The organism is Mesorhizobium sp. P5_C1, assembly GCF_054049815.1.
Map to the genome: position 1 here is coordinate 1 of NZ_JBFULQ010000002.1, position 13,607 is coordinate 13,607.

A 13,607-nucleotide genomic window follows, 5' to 3' on the forward strand; every position below is an offset into this window, starting at 1 on the left:
ATTCGGGAACATCCTCAAGGCGCGGCGGCGCAATCGCGCCCGTTGTCACACTGTCATAGAGGATTATCGCCGTTTGCAGGAAGGCAAGCAGTGTGAACGCGATGGCGATAGCCCCGGCAATGATGGGGACGCGAAAGCGCCAGAAATAGATCGCCGCCGCGATTATTCCTCCGCCCAGGAACAGATATCCGGCCCGGGACGCTGTCTGGCGCAACGCCAATAGCTGCCAGATAGTCTCCGGCTTGCGTATGCCGAAGCTGGCCTCCACGTGTAGCGCCAGAGCGACCAGAATGGCGGTCATGAAAATCAGCGCAAGCACGGACGACGATAATTTCATCCGGTGCTGACGCGTGACAATTTCGGCGAGCCCCCAGGCGAAAACCGCGAGGATGCCAGCGATCCAGAATGTCTGGCCTGGAAGCAAGGTGGTGAGGACAAAGAAGAAGCCGGCGCTGAGCAGGACTGTTCCCACGGTGACGAACAGATCGTTGCCGCCGCCGACCAGCCGCAGGTTTTCCTCGTCACCATCGTCATCGGCGCGCCTGCCCTCGGGGGTGAGAGCGACGGCGCGTTCCATGACCTCCAGCTGATCCCGCGTGATTTGCGAGATCACACCTGCTGCGACTGCCTTGTCGAGTGTTTCAGCGCTGATCAACCGGCCTCCTGTGGTGCTTCGCGCGCCATCATCAGGGCTGGCCCGTATTCCGTTGTCCGGGTGTCAAAGGCGACAAAGCCGGCTTTCTCATAAGCGCGGATCGCTGGTGCATTGTTCGGATGCGGGTCGATGATGACGCGCGGCACGCCTTCCTCGAACAGCTGCTCGACGAATTGCCGCACGATCGCCGAGCCGTGGCCGAGGCCGATCAGCTCCGGCAGGCCGATCGACAGGTCGATGCCGAGTGTGCCGAACGGCTGGTCGGCATAGGGGTGGTCGTCTTCCAGATGCGGGTCGTAGCTCTGCAGGTAGGCGATCGGCTTGCCGTCGAGTTCGACGATCAGCGGCTCGACGGAAATGCTGTCGATATGGTCGCGAATCTCGGCGATTTCCGTCTCGGGGTCGTCCCACCACTGCGCGACATGCGGCTCGGCGAGCCAGCCGGCGATCATCGGCAGGTCTTTCTCGGTCACCGGCCGAAAATCATAAAGGATGGCCGGATCAACCGGCATCGAGCGTTTCGACGACGAAGTTGTTGTTGGTGTACACGCAGATGTCGGACGCGATCTGCATCGCCTTGCGGGCGATCTCCTCGGCGTCCTTGTCGGTGTCCATCAGCGCGCGTGCGGCGGCCAGCGCGTAGTTGCCGCCGGAGCCGATGGCCATGACGCCATATTCGGGTTCGAGCACGTCGCCGGTGCCGGTCAGCGCCAGTGAGGTCGACTTGTCGGCAACCAGCATCATCGCTTCCAGCCGACGCAGATAGCGGTCGGTACGCCAGTCCTTGGCGAGCTCGACACAGGCGCGCGTCAGCTGGTCGGGATATTGTTCGAGCTTGGCTTCCAGCCGCTCCAGCAGCGTGAAGGCATCGGCAGTGGCGCCGGCGAAACCGGCAATCACATTGCCGCCCTTGCCGATGCGGCGCACTTTCTTGGCGTTGCCCTTCATGATGGTCTGGCCAAGGCTGACCTGGCCGTCGCCGGCAATCACCACCTTGTTGCCCTTGCGCACCGTCACGATGGTCGTGGCGTGCATGGTCAGATTATCAGACATTTCCTGGCTCCGATTCGCGCCATCCCAAAAGGCGATTGGCGCGGTACGAGTGACTTGATCGGCCATATGTATGCATGGGCCTGGTGATTGCAAACGGCTCGATAGCGACCCGGATGGCAACTGGCAATCGCCGGATCATGCTGCTAGAAGGCTTTCGTTTTCAAGCCGGCGAAGGCTTGGAACGCGTCAAACCCTGGGACAAGGACAAGATCATGTCGCCCCGTTCCGCCGAAGCAAGCCGCAAGACCAAGGAAACCGATATCGCTGTATCGGTCCATGTCGACGGCTCGGGCAAGTCAGACATTTCGACGGGCGTCGGTTTCTTCGACCATATGCTGGATCAGCTGTCGCGCCATTCCCTGATCGACATGACGGTCCGGGCCAAGGGCGATCTGCATATCGACGACCACCACACCGTCGAGGACACCGGCATCGCGCTCGGCCAGGCGCTGGCCAAGGCACTCGGCGAACGGCGCGGCATCATGCGCTATGCCTCGATCGACCTTGCCATGGACGAGACGCTGACGCGCGCGGCGATCGACGTGTCCGGCCGGCCGTTCCTGGTCTGGAACGTTTCCTTCTCGTCGCCGAAGATAGGCACGTTCGACACCGAACTTGTGCGTGAATTCTTCCAGGCGCTGGCACAGAATGCCGGCATCACGCTGCACGTCACCAACCACTATGGCGCCAACAACCACCACATCGCCGAGACCTGCTTCAAGGCGGTGGCACGTGCGCTGCGCACAGCGCTCGAACGCGACCCGCGCCAGCCGGACGCGGTCCCCTCCACCAAGGGATCGTTGAAGGGATAAGGTCATGGCCATCTATGTCGTGATGGAACCGCCCGGTCGCAGCGAGAAGGCCGACGCAACGGCCTTTGTCCGCGACGGCTTCACCTGGCTCGGCTTCCTGGTGCCGCCGCTTTGGTTTGCCTGGCATCGGCTGTGGATCGAAGCCGCGCTCGCCTTCGTCGTCGCGGCCCTGCTTTCATTGCTTGGCCAAAAGCTCGGCCTCGGCCTGACCGGTTCGCTGCTGTCGCTGCTGGTTTCACTCTATGTCGGGTTGGAGGGGCAGGGGCTGCGCATCGCGGCACTTCGCCGCCGCGGCTGGCATGAATGGGGCGTGGTCGAGGCCGGTCGGCTCGACGATGCCGACGGGCGCTACGCGTTGGAGGCGGAAGCATTTTCGGATCAAGCCGTGCCGGCGCCGCGCATGGTCCCGGATGCCGCCTTGGCGCGCCCGGCGCAGCCGGGCATGGCGCTGGGGCTGACTCACATTCCGGGAAGACCCTGACATGCGGGTTGCGATTATCGACTACGGCTCGGGCAATCTGCGCTCGGCCACCAAGGCCTTCGAGCGCGCCGCGCGTGAAGCCGGCATATCGGCTGAAATCGATCTGACCGCCGACGCCGAACGGGTCCGCACCGCCGACCGCATCGTCCTGCCCGGCGTCGGTGCCTATGCCGACTGCGCGGCCGGCTTGCGCGCCGTCGCCGGCATGTGGGAAGCGGTCGAGGAAGTCGCGATCCTCAAGGGCCGGCCTTTTCTGGGCATCTGCGTCGGCATGCAGCTGATGTCCGAGCGCGGCCTGGAAAAGACCGTGACCCACGGCTTTGGCTGGATCGCCGGCGACGTCAAGGAGATCATGCCGGCCGATCCGGCGCTGAAGATCCCGCAGATCGGCTGGAACACGATCGAACTCAAGCGTCAACACCCACTGTTTGCGGGCATTCCGACCGGAAACAGCGGACTGCATGCGTATTTCGTGCATTCCTACCATCTGGATGCGCAGAAGTCCGACGAGGTTCTGGCGGTCGCCGACTATGGCGGCCCGGTGACGGCCACCGTCGCCCGCGACAATCTCGTCGGCACGCAGTTCCATCCCGAAAAGAGCCAGGCGCTGGGCCTGGCGCTGATCACCAATTTCCTGCGCTGGAGGCCCTGAAGAATCATGAGCAAGAAGGGCTACTGGATGGCTATGATCGATGTCCGCGATCCCGAAATGTACAAGCAGTACATCGAGGCGAATGCGGTGGCCTTTGCGAAATACGGCGCGAAATTCCCGGTGCGGGCCGGTCGCTACGAGAATCCCGAAGGACCGACCGGCAACCGTCATGTGCTGGTCGAGTTCGAATCCTACGACAAGGCGGTCGAATGCTATCATTCGCCGGAATATCAGCACGCCTCGAAGTTCCGGCTCGCCGCCTCGACCGGCCATTTCGTCATCGTTGAAGGCGCCTGAAATTGATCCTGTTTCCAGCCATCGATCTCAAGGACGGCCAGTGCGTGCGCCTGAAGCACGGCGACATGGCGACCGCGACCATCTACAACGACGACCCGGCCGCCCAGGCAAAAGCCTTCGAGCAACAGGGCTTCGAATGGCTGCATGTCGTCGACCTCAATGGCGCCTTCAAGGGCCAGAGCGTCAACAGCGCGGCGGTCGGAGCCATCCTCAAGGCGACCAAGAACCCGGTCCAGCTCGGCGGTGGCATCCGCACGCTGGAGCAGATCGAAGACTGGCTCGACCGCGGGCTCGCCCGTGTCATCCTCGGCACGGTGGCGGTGCGCGATCCCGATCTGGTCAAGCAGGCCTGCAAGGCTTTTCCTGGCAAGGTGGCCGTCGGCATTGACGCCAAGGGCGGCAAGGTCGCCGTCGAGGGCTGGGCCGAGGCATCGAGCCTCGGTGTTATCGAACTGGCGAAGAAATTCGAAGGTGCCGGCGTCGCCGCCATCATCTACACCGACATCGACCGCGACGGCGTGCTGACCGGCATCAACTGGGATGCCACCATCGACCTCGCCGACGCCGTGTCCATTCCCGTCATTGCGTCCGGCGGCCTCGCCTCGATCGCCGACATCGTGCGTATGACCATGCCCGATGCGCAGAAGCTCGAAGGCGCGATCTCCGGCCGGGCGCTCTATGACGGCCGCATCGATCCGGCCGAGGCGCTGGCGATCCTGCAAGGCAGGCCGGCGGTGGAGACGCAGCGGTGAAGATCTCCATCGTCCTGGCGTCCTATGACAGCGGCCACTATCATGGCGGCATGGGCCAGGGTCCCGATGCGTTGATATCCGGCGGGCTGGTCGAAGCCCTGACCATAGCCGGTCATCACGTTGTCGTCGAAGACATAGGCAGGGTAGGCGACGTCCAGGAGCGCGAAATCGCCACCGGCTTTGCCGTCTGCAACGCGGTAGCCGCCATGGTTCGCCTTGCTCGCGACAGCGGCCGCTTTCCCATCGTTCTCTCAGGAAATTGCCTGACCAGCGCCGGCGCGGTCGCTGGCGAAGGTGCCGATGCGATCATCTGGGCCGACCAGCATGGCGATCTCAACACGCCCGAGACATCCGTCTATGGCTTTCTCGACGGCATGGCGCTGGCGACCGTGCTCGGCCTGTGCTGGCGCCCGATGGCGGCGGCCATTCCCGGCTTCCAGCCGATCGATCCGTCACGTTGCGTGCTCGTCAACGCACGCGATCTCGATCCGGCTGAAAAACAGCTTCTCGAGACATTGCCGATCCTTCGAACGGAATGTCCTGGAGTGGCCCAGGCGACCGAAAAGCTGAAGGCCGCCGGCGCCAAACGCATTCACATGCATCTCGATCTGGACGTGCACGATCCGGAGGAACTGCAGGCCAACCGTTACGTCAGTTCGGGCGGGCCGAACCCGGAACAGCTGCGCGGCGCGGCTTGCACCATGGCGCTTGCGTTGCCGGTCGTCGGCATCACCGTTTCCGCCTACGATCCGGCCTTCGACGCCAAGGGCGATGTTCCACCGCTGGTCGGCCAGCTGCTCAACGATCTCATCGCCACGATAGAGGGAAGGTGATGCTGAAAGCCCGTGTCATTCCGTGCCTCGACGTCAAGAACGGCCGTGTCGTCAAGGGCGTCAACTTCGTCGATCTCATCGACGCCGGCGATCCGGTCGAGGCGGCCAAGGCCTACGACGCGGCCGGCGCCGACGAGCTCTGCTTCCTCGACATAACGGCTTCATCGGACAATCGCGAGACCATCTTCGACGTCGTCGCCCGCACCGCCGAACAGTGCTTCATGCCGCTGACGGTCGGCGGTGGCGTGCGCCAGGTCGCCGACATCAGGAAGCTGCTTTTGGCCGGCGCCGACAAGGTGTCGATCAACACGGCGGCGGTGAAGAACCCGGATTTCGTCGCCGAGGCCGCCGACAAGTTCGGCAACCAGTGCATCGTCGTCGCCATCGACGCCAAGAAAGTATCCGGCGCCGGCGAAGCCGACCGCTGGGAGATCTTCACCCATGGCGGGCGCGAAAAAACCGGCATCGATGCGGTCGAATTCGCTCGGCTGATGGTCGATCGCGGCGCCGGCGAAATCCTGCTGACCTCGATGGACCGGGATGGCACCAAGGCTGGCTACGACATCGCACTGACCCGTGCGATTGCGGATGCGGTGCGCGCGCCGGTCATCGCTTCCGGCGGCGTCGGCACGCTCGATCACATGGTCGAAGGCATTCGCGACGGTCATGCCGGCGCGGTGCTGGCCGCTTCGATCTTCCATTTCGGCACCTACACGATAGGGCAGGCCAAGGCGCATATGGCCCAGGCCGGGCTGCCGATGCGGCTGGACTCGCCCGCGGATCGGCCCTAGAGGCTTTCCGGCTAAGAAAAGGCTCTAGGCGCCATGACCGAGTTTTCGCTCTCCGATCTGGAAAAAATCGTCAGGGAACGCGCCCATTCCGGTGACCCGGAGTCTTGGACGGCAAAGCTGTTCGCACGCGGCATCGACAAGGCGGCGCAGAAGCTCGGCGAAGAGGCGGTCGAGACGGTGATTGCCGCCGTCAAGGGCGACAAACAGGCTCTCGTTTCGGAAAGTGCCGATCTTATATATCATTGGCTCGTCGTTCTCGGCATCTCAGGGGTTCCGTTGAGCGGCGTGCTCAGGGAACTCGAAGACCGCACCGGTCGTTCGGGCATTGCCGAGAAGGCGTCACGGCCCAAGGGCTGACCGTGAGGGAGGGCAGGTATCTCGATGGATCAGCTCGCGCCGACCGAGAAATATTCTCCCTTTCGTTTCTTCTCCGCCGAGCAATGGTCGCAATTCCGCGCCGACACGCCGCTGACGCTGAGCGAGGATGAATTSCGCCGCCTGCGCTCGCTCAACGACCCGGTCGACCTCGAAGAGGTCAAGCGCATCTACCTCTCGCTGTCGCGGCTCTTATCGGCGCATGTCGAAGCGAGCCAGCTGCTGTTCAGGCAACGCCAGGCCTTCTTCAACGCGGTCGACGTGGAAAAGACGCCGTTCATCATCGGCATTGCCGGCTCCGTCGCGGTCGGCAAATCGACCACCGCGCGCGTGTTGAAGGAGTTGCTTGCGCGCTGGCCGTCGAGCCCCAAGGTCGATCTCATCACCACCGACGGCTTCCTGCTGCCCAACGAGGTGCTGCGCCGCGAAAATTTGATGGAGCGCAAGGGTTTTCCCGATAGCTACGATGTCGGCGCGCTGCTGCGCTTCCTGTCCGGCATCAAGTCGGCGCAGCGCAATGTCCGCGCGCCGGTCTATTCGCACCTGACCTATGACGTCATTCCCGGCGAGTTCGTCACCATCGACCGCCCAGACATCCTGATCTTCGAAGGCATCAATGTCCTGCAGCCCGGCAAGCTGCCGCAGGACGGCAAGATCGTGCCCTTCCTGTCGGACTTCTTCGACTTCGCCATCTATATCGATGCCGACGAGAAACTGATCCATCAATGGTACACCGCCCGTTTCATGCGGTTGCGCGAGACCGCCTTCCGCAATCCGGATTCCTTTTTTCACCGCTATTCGCAGCTCTCGGAGGATTCGGCCCGCGCCATCGCCGAAGGCCTTTGGACCAACATCAATCTGAAAAATTTGCGTGAGAACATCCTGCCGACGCGGGCTCGCGCCGACCTCATCCTGCGCAAGGGCGCCGATCACCTGATCGAGGAAGTGGCGCTCAGGAAGCTGTGACGAACGTCCGCCCAGCGCGTCAATTTCTTGGAATTGCCTATTGGCCTTCTCTTGAGACGTCGCTCGTCGCGGCGGCGGTTGGCTTCGTCACCCGCCGCAGCGTCAGATTGATGCGGCCGCCATTCTTCAGCAGTGCCGAGGTCGAGGGGTAGATGCGGTCGACGCCGTGAAAGCTGAGGCGTCCTTCGCCGCCGAGCACCACGACGTCGCCGCTTTTCAGCCTGAACGACCTCGTCGCCCCCTCACGCGTCGTCTGGCCGACCCTGAACAGGCAATCGTCGCCCAGCGAAACGGAAACCACCGGTGCCGAAAAATCGGCCTCGTCGCGGTCCTGATGCAGGCCCATTTTGGCCTCCGGGGTATAGAAATTGACCAGGCACGCTTCCGGCGGATGTGGGTAGCCCGACACCTGCCGCCACAGCTCGAGCAGCCCGTCCGGAATTGACGGCCACGGCAATCCGGTCACCGGATGCGTCGGCTGGTAGCGATAGCCATGCTCCTTGTCGGTGACCCAACCGAGCGGACCGCAATTGGTCATCCGCACGCTCATCTCCTTGCCGGTGCGTGGCATCGCCGGCACGAACAGCGGCGCCTGCTGCACGATGCCTCTCACCGCCTCGACCAGCGTTTCCTGCACGGTGCGAGACAGATAGGCCGGCATGTGGCGGACGCCTTTGGGCAGGRCGAGCATGAGGCTGTTCAATCACATTGGTCGTGCGAAAACATGATGCCATGACGGGTCACCCGCAGCGACCCGAAAACCGTATGTCCAGACGCTTCCGACGGCTTAGTCGTCGCCGACCCGGCCGCGCAGTTTCTTGATCGTGCCGCGTCCGGCCTTGCTCTTCAGCCGCCGCTCCACCGCGCCCTTCGACGGCCGCGTCTTCTTGCGTGGCGGCGGTGGCGGCTCGGCGGCCTTGGCGACCAGCGCCGTTAGCCTTGCCCGTGCGTCCGCCCGGTTCTGTTCCTGCGTGCGGAAGCGGCTTGCCTCGATGACGATGACGCCGTCCTTGGTGGCACGCTGGCCGGCAAGCTTGATCGTCCGCTCGCGCACGCGCTCCGAAAGGCCTGCTGCGTTGGCCGCGTCGAAGCGCAGCTGCACCGCCGTCGCCACCTTGTTGACGTTCTGGCCGCCCGGACCGGACGAGCGGATGAAGTCCTCGTGCAGGTCGCCCGGGTGGATCACCGCATCGTCGGCAATGATGATGTCGTCGTCGCTCGCCATGCCGCAGTCATGGCGCGGCGGATCGAAAAAGAAAAGGCCCGATCGAAACCGGGCCTTTCAACGACAGGCTGAGTTCAGCCCAATGACGTGATTACTCCGCCGCTTCCTGCATGCGTGGCGCGGCACCCAGCACTACGGCGTCGACATGGCTTTCGAATTTCTCGAAGTTGACGGCGAACATGCCGACCAGCCTTGTCGCCTGCCGGTCGTAACCCGCCTTGTCGGCCCAGGTCGACCGCGGGTCGAGAATGGCGCTGTCGACGCCGCGAACCGCCACCGGCACCTCGAAACCGAAATGAGGGTCGGTGCGGAACTCGGCCGCCTTCAGCGAGCCGTCGAGTGCCGCCGCAAGCAATGCCCGCGTTGCCTTGATCGGCATCCGCTTGCCGGTACCGTAGGCGCCGCCGGTCCAGCCGGTGTTGACCAGCCAGCAGTCGGCGTCGTGGCGGGCAATCAGTTCGCGCAGCAAATTGCCGTATTCCGAGGGATGGCGCGGCATGAACGGCGCGCCAAAGCAGGTCGAAAACGTCGCTTCGGGTTCGGTCACGCCCTTTTCGGTTCCGGCCACCTTGGCGGTGTAGCCGGACAGAAAATGATACATCGCCTGCGCCGGGGTCAGCCGGGCGATCGGCGGCATCACGCCGAAGGCATCGGCGGTCAGCATGATGATGTTCTTCGGATGATTGGCGCGTCCCGTCTTGCTGGCATTGGGGATGAAATCCAGCGGATAGGCGCAGCGCGTGTTTTCGGTGAGCCTTCCATCGTTGAAATCCGGCACGCCGTCGGCGTCGAGCACGACATTTTCCAGCACTGTGCCGAAGCGCTGCGTGGTGGCGAAGATTTCCGGCTCGGCTTCCGCCGACAGCTTGATCGTCTTGGCGTAGCAGCCGCCTTCGAAATTGAAGATGCCGTGCGGTCCCCAGCCATGCTCGTCGTCGCCGATCAGCGTGCGCGACGGATCGGCCGACAGCGTGGTCTTGCCGGTCCCCGACAGGCCGAAGAAGACGGCGGCGTCGCCGCTCGCACCCTCGTTGGCCGAGCAATGCATCGGCATCACGCCTTTCGCCGGCAACAGATAGTTGAGCATGGTGAACACCGACTTCTTCATCTCGCCGGCATAGGAGGTGCCGCCGATCAGCACGATCTTGCGCGTCAGGTCGACAGCGATCACCGTTTCGGTACGGCTGCCGTGGCGGGCGGGATCGGCACGGAACGACGGCAGGTCGATGATGGTCATCTCGGGCACGAAATGCTCGAGCTCGGCGGCATCCGGGCGGATGAGCAGATTGCGGATGAACAGCGAGTGCCAGGCGACTTCGGTAACCACCCGGGTCGGCAGTTTCAGCCCTGCGTCGGCGCCGCCGACCAGATCCTGCACGTAAAGATCCTTGTCCGCGGCATGCGCGCGGAAATCGGCAAGCAGAAGGTCGAACTGGGCCGGCGAGATCGCCTTGTTGTTGTCCCACCAGATATGCGGCTCGGTTGCGCCGTCGCGCACGACGAATTTGTCCTTGGGCGAGCGACCGGTGTGCTGGCCGGTCTCGGCGACCAGTGCGCCATGTGCGGTGAGCCGGGCTTCGCCGCGCCGGATCGATTCCTCGTAAAGGGCTGCCGCGCCGAAATTATAGCGCACCACGCCGGTGGTCTTCAGGCCGATATGATCGATCGCACAGGCAGAATTGCGTTTTCCGACTTCCGACATCAAGTGTCCCTCTTCGTTTTCCGCGTCTTTGCCGGCGTATATTCCGGCATGCCCACAAGCAGGCTGAGATCGTCAGAACCAGAAAAGCCAAATGATATCAAATCATTAATCGATTTAAAAATTTTGAAAGTTGTTTAAATCGTTTATATGTGCGAAAACTTTGGTGGTTGCCCAAAGGATTGGCAGTGTTCGTTCGTCCAATCCATATCGGGGTAGGATTGTGGCCGCCGGCAAGCCGCGCGTGACAGCGGATAAGGCCTATGCCACATTTTGTACCTAATTTGTCCTGCAAAAGCCCCTTCTCTACGAAAGAAGGGACAGCTCATGAGGGAGCCGCTTGAAATGGCAACAATCGCGCTTGTCGATGACGACCGCAACATTCTGACATCGGTGTCGATCGCCCTCGAATCCGAGGGGTACCGCGTCGAGACCTACACGGATGGTGCGTCTGCGCTGGAAGGGCTGGCGGCACGCCCGCCGAACCTTGCCATCCTCGACATCAAGATGCCGCGCATGGATGGCATGGAACTGCTGCGCCGGATGCGCCAGAAGTCCGACCTTCCGGTGATCTTCCTGACCTCAAAGGACGACGAGATCGACGAATTGTTCGGCCTCAAGATGGGCGCCGACGATTTCATCCGCAAGCCGTTCTCGCAGCGTCTGCTGGTCGAGCGGGTGCGCGCCGTGCTGCGCCGTGCCAGTGCCCGCGAGGCCGCGGCAAAGACGCCCAGCCAGCAGGCCCGGTCGCTCGAGCGCGGCCAGCTGGTCATGGACCAGGAGCGCCACACCTGCACCTGGAAGGGCGAGCCGGTGACGTTGACCGTCACCGAGTTCCTGATCCTGCACTCGCTGGCGCAGCGACCTGGTGTCGTAAAAAGCCGTGATGCGCTGATGGATTCGGCCTATGATGAACAGGTCTATGTCGACGACCGGACCATCGACAGCCACATCAAGCGGCTGCGCAAGAAGTTCAAGGCCGTCGACGACGACTTCGAGATGATCGAAACCCTTTACGGAGTCGGATACCGGTTCCGCGAAGCGTAAGTCGATCCATGTCGCCCAAAGTGATCCCGGTTTTGGGATAACGACATGCGTCAAAGCAAGGTAATGCATGTCGCCCAAAAGTGGGCCCGGTTTTGGGACAACGACATGCATCAAGGCAAAGACTAGGCGGGAGCTGCTATTCGATGGCAGTGGAAGCACAGCGAGCAAGACCGGCGGGCGCTGCGAGGCGGCCGTCGCGTATCATGCCGTCATTCCTGTCGAAAATCACGGTGCCGATGCGCCGCTTCCTCGGCCATCATATCTTTTCCAGCCTGACGCGGCGTATCCTCTTCCTCAACCTCGCCGGCCTGGCCGTCCTTGTCACCGGCATCCTCTATCTCAACACCTTCCGTGACGGGCTGATCGACGCCCGGGTCGAGAGCCTGATGACCCAGGGCGAGATCATCGCCGGTGCCATCGCCGCGTCGGCGACGGTCGAGACGGATTCGATCAGCATCGACCCGGAAAAGCTGCTCGAGCTGCAGGCCGGGGAAAGCCTCGGGCCGGGCTCCGACCAGCTCGACAATCTCGACTTCCCGATCAACCCGGAACGTGTCGCGCCGGTGCTGAGAAGGCTGATCTCGCCGACCCGGACGCGCGCCCGCATCTATGACCGCGACGCCAATCTGCTGCTCGATTCGCGCCATCTCTATTCGCGCGGCCAGATCCTGCGCTACGACCTACCGCCAGTCGAAGAGGAAGAGCCCGATCTGGTCGAGCGCATCCAGAAATTCGTCTTCGATTTCTTCCGCAACACCGAGCTGCCGGTCTATCACGAGCAGCCGGGCGGCAATGGCGCCGCTTTCCCGGAAGTGGTCAAGGCGCTCACCGGCAGCCCGTCGACCATCGTGCGCGTCTCGGAACAGGGCGAGCAGATCGTTTCGGTGGCGGTGCCGATCCAGCGCTTCCGCGCCGTCCTCGGCGTGCTGATGCTGTCGACCGAAGGCGGCGATATCGACAAGATCGTCGCCGCCGAGCGCAAGGCGATCCTGCGCGTGTTCGGCATCGCGGCGCTTGTCACCGCCATCCTGTCGATGCTGCTCGCTTCCACCATCGCCAATCCGCTGCGCCGGCTGTCGGCGGCGGCCGTGCGGGTGCGGCGCGGCGTCAAGAGCCGCGAGGAAATCCCGGACTTTTCCGACCGCCAGGATGAGATCGGCAATCTGTCGATCGCCATACGCGACATGACCAACGCGCTCTATGCCCGCATCGAGGCGATCGAAAGCTTCGCGGCAGACGTGTCGCACGAATTGAAGAACCCGCTGACCTCGCTACGCAGCGCGGTGGAAACCTTGCCGCTGGCCAAGAACGACAATTCGCGCAGCCGGCTGATGGACATTATCCAGCACGATGTCAGGCGGCTGGACCGGCTGATCACCGATATTTCCGACGCCTCCCGTCTTGATGCCGAACTGGCGCGTGAAGATGCAGGGACGGTCGACCTGAAGAAATTCATCACCGATCTCGTTGCCGTTTCGCGTGAAGCCACGCGCAACAAGAAGGCCGTCGAGATCGAGTTCAAGGTCGCCAAGCTGCCGCAGGGCGTCAAAGGCTATGTGGTCGTCGGTCATGATCTGCGCATCGGCCAGGTCATCACCAACCTGATCGAGAACGCCCGCTCCTTCGTTCCCGAGGACCATGGCCACATCAGCGTATCGCTGGCCCGTGCGGGCAAGTTCAACATCGTCACCGTCGACGACAATGGTCCCGGCATCCGCGCCGACAACATCGACCGCATCTTCGAACGTTTCTACACCGACCGGCCCGCAGGCGAGGCGTTCGGCCAGAATTCGGGTCTTGGCCTGTCGATATCCAGGCAGATCGTCGAGGCCCATGGCGGCACCTTGACCGCCGAGAACATCCCCGGCACCAAGCCCGGCGAAATCAAGGGTGCGCGTTTTGTCGTGACGCTACCGGCCGAAGCATGATCCCGGAAAGTGGGAAGCGGTTTTCGGGCAAGTTCATGCTT

Annotated in this window: 16 protein-coding genes and 1 pseudogene; 11 read left to right on the top strand and 6 right to left on the bottom strand. The window is 63.0% G+C overall.

From position 1 onward, the window contains the following. The 3 genes and pseudogenes from ACXJ7R_RS00315 to hslV all read right to left on the bottom strand — a co-directional run. Positions 1 to 655 (bottom strand): annotated as a pseudogene (locus tag ACXJ7R_RS00315) (hypothetical protein); the annotation flags it as partial. Further along, positions 652 to 1,167: a GNAT family N-acetyltransferase gene (locus ACXJ7R_RS00320; RefSeq protein ID WP_457150062.1), complete on the bottom strand. Its 516-nt coding sequence runs from the start codon at positions 1,165 to 1,167 to the stop codon at positions 652 to 654. The gene ACXJ7R_RS00320 and the pseudogene ACXJ7R_RS00315, both read right to left, overlap by 4 nt. Next, positions 1,157 to 1,708, bottom strand: coding sequence for an ATP-dependent protease subunit HslV (gene hslV / locus ACXJ7R_RS00325; protein WP_095084319.1), 552 nt, complete (start codon positions 1,706 to 1,708; stop codon positions 1,157 to 1,159). Before hslV ends, ACXJ7R_RS00320 begins: the two co-directional genes overlap by 11 nt. Before the next feature lie 212 nt (positions 1,709 to 1,920). On the opposite strand from hslV, the gene hisB reads away from it, so the two are divergent. From hisB to coaA, 9 genes are read left to right on the top strand one after another with little or no spacing between them, the layout of a single operon-like run. Beyond that, complete coding sequence (gene hisB / locus ACXJ7R_RS00330; RefSeq protein ID WP_352879363.1) at positions 1,921 to 2,520, top strand: imidazoleglycerol-phosphate dehydratase HisB; 600 nt, start codon at positions 1,921 to 1,923, stop codon at positions 2,518 to 2,520. A 4-nt stretch (positions 2,521 to 2,524) separates the two neighbouring features. Further along, a complete protein-coding gene (locus ACXJ7R_RS00335) occupies positions 2,525 to 3,001 on the top strand; it encodes a DUF2628 domain-containing protein (protein ID WP_457150063.1) in 477 nt (158 codons plus the stop codon). Position 3,002: 1 nt separating this feature from the next. Then, positions 3,003 to 3,653, top strand: coding sequence for an imidazole glycerol phosphate synthase subunit HisH (hisH, locus tag ACXJ7R_RS00340; protein ID WP_457150064.1), 651 nt, complete (start codon positions 3,003 to 3,005; stop codon positions 3,651 to 3,653). Between the two features lie 6 nt (positions 3,654 to 3,659). Next, positions 3,660 to 3,950 carry a DUF1330 domain-containing protein gene (locus ACXJ7R_RS00345; protein ID WP_457150065.1) on the top strand — a complete coding sequence of 97 codons (291 nt, stop codon included), beginning with the start codon at positions 3,660 to 3,662 and terminating at the stop codon, positions 3,948 to 3,950. Between the two features lie 2 nt (positions 3,951 to 3,952). Further along, a complete protein-coding gene (hisA, locus tag ACXJ7R_RS00350) occupies positions 3,953 to 4,702 on the top strand; it encodes a 1-(5-phosphoribosyl)-5-[(5-phosphoribosylamino)methylideneamino]imidazole-4-carboxamide isomerase (RefSeq protein ID WP_095083228.1) in 750 nt (249 codons plus the stop codon). Beyond that, positions 4,699 to 5,535: an arginase family protein gene (locus ACXJ7R_RS00355; protein WP_457150066.1), complete on the top strand. Its 837-nt coding sequence runs from the start codon at positions 4,699 to 4,701 to the stop codon at positions 5,533 to 5,535. Before hisA ends, ACXJ7R_RS00355 begins: the two co-directional genes overlap by 4 nt. Further along, positions 5,535 to 6,326 (top strand): imidazole glycerol phosphate synthase subunit HisF, encoded by a 792-nt coding sequence (gene hisF, locus ACXJ7R_RS00360; RefSeq protein WP_095083224.1) that lies wholly within the window; start codon positions 5,535 to 5,537, stop codon positions 6,324 to 6,326. Before ACXJ7R_RS00355 ends, hisF begins: the two co-directional genes overlap by 1 nt. Positions 6,327 to 6,359: 33 nt before the next feature. Continuing rightward, on the top strand, positions 6,360 to 6,683 hold the full coding sequence (locus tag ACXJ7R_RS00365) for a phosphoribosyl-ATP diphosphatase (RefSeq protein ID WP_457150067.1): 324 nt from the start codon (positions 6,360 to 6,362) through the stop codon (positions 6,681 to 6,683). 24 nt (positions 6,684 to 6,707) lie between these two features. After that, positions 6,708 to 7,667, top strand: a complete 960-nt coding sequence (gene coaA / locus ACXJ7R_RS00370; protein ID WP_457150068.1) for a type I pantothenate kinase — start codon at positions 6,708 to 6,710, stop codon at positions 7,665 to 7,667. A gap of 37 nt (positions 7,668 to 7,704) precedes the next feature. Here the strand turns inward: coaA and ACXJ7R_RS00375 are convergent, their stop codons facing one another. From ACXJ7R_RS00375 to ACXJ7R_RS00385, 3 genes are all read right to left on the bottom strand, one after another. Continuing rightward, on the bottom strand, positions 7,705 to 8,358 hold the full coding sequence (locus ACXJ7R_RS00375; RefSeq protein WP_457150069.1) for an alpha-ketoglutarate-dependent dioxygenase AlkB family protein: 654 nt from the start codon (positions 8,356 to 8,358) through the stop codon (positions 7,705 to 7,707). A gap of 96 nt (positions 8,359 to 8,454) precedes the next feature. Next, positions 8,455 to 8,892: an alternative ribosome rescue aminoacyl-tRNA hydrolase ArfB gene (gene arfB / locus ACXJ7R_RS00380; protein ID WP_457150070.1), complete on the bottom strand. Its 438-nt coding sequence runs from the start codon at positions 8,890 to 8,892 to the stop codon at positions 8,455 to 8,457. A gap of 91 nt (positions 8,893 to 8,983) precedes the next feature. Then, positions 8,984 to 10,594, bottom strand: a complete 1,611-nt coding sequence (locus tag ACXJ7R_RS00385) for a phosphoenolpyruvate carboxykinase (protein WP_457150071.1) — start codon at positions 10,592 to 10,594, stop codon at positions 8,984 to 8,986. A 342-nt stretch (positions 10,595 to 10,936) separates the two neighbouring features. On the opposite strand from ACXJ7R_RS00385, the gene ACXJ7R_RS00390 reads away from it, so the two are divergent. Beyond that, the gene (locus tag ACXJ7R_RS00390; protein WP_013528337.1) at positions 10,937 to 11,638 is read left to right on the top strand and encodes a response regulator transcription factor; all 702 of its coding nucleotides are present in this window, start codon (positions 10,937 to 10,939) and stop codon (positions 11,636 to 11,638) included. Between the two features lie 143 nt (positions 11,639 to 11,781). Beyond that, complete coding sequence (locus ACXJ7R_RS00395) at positions 11,782 to 13,566, top strand: stimulus-sensing domain-containing protein (protein ID WP_457150072.1); 1,785 nt, start codon at positions 11,782 to 11,784, stop codon at positions 13,564 to 13,566. Positions 13,567 to 13,607: the final 41 nt, after the last annotated feature.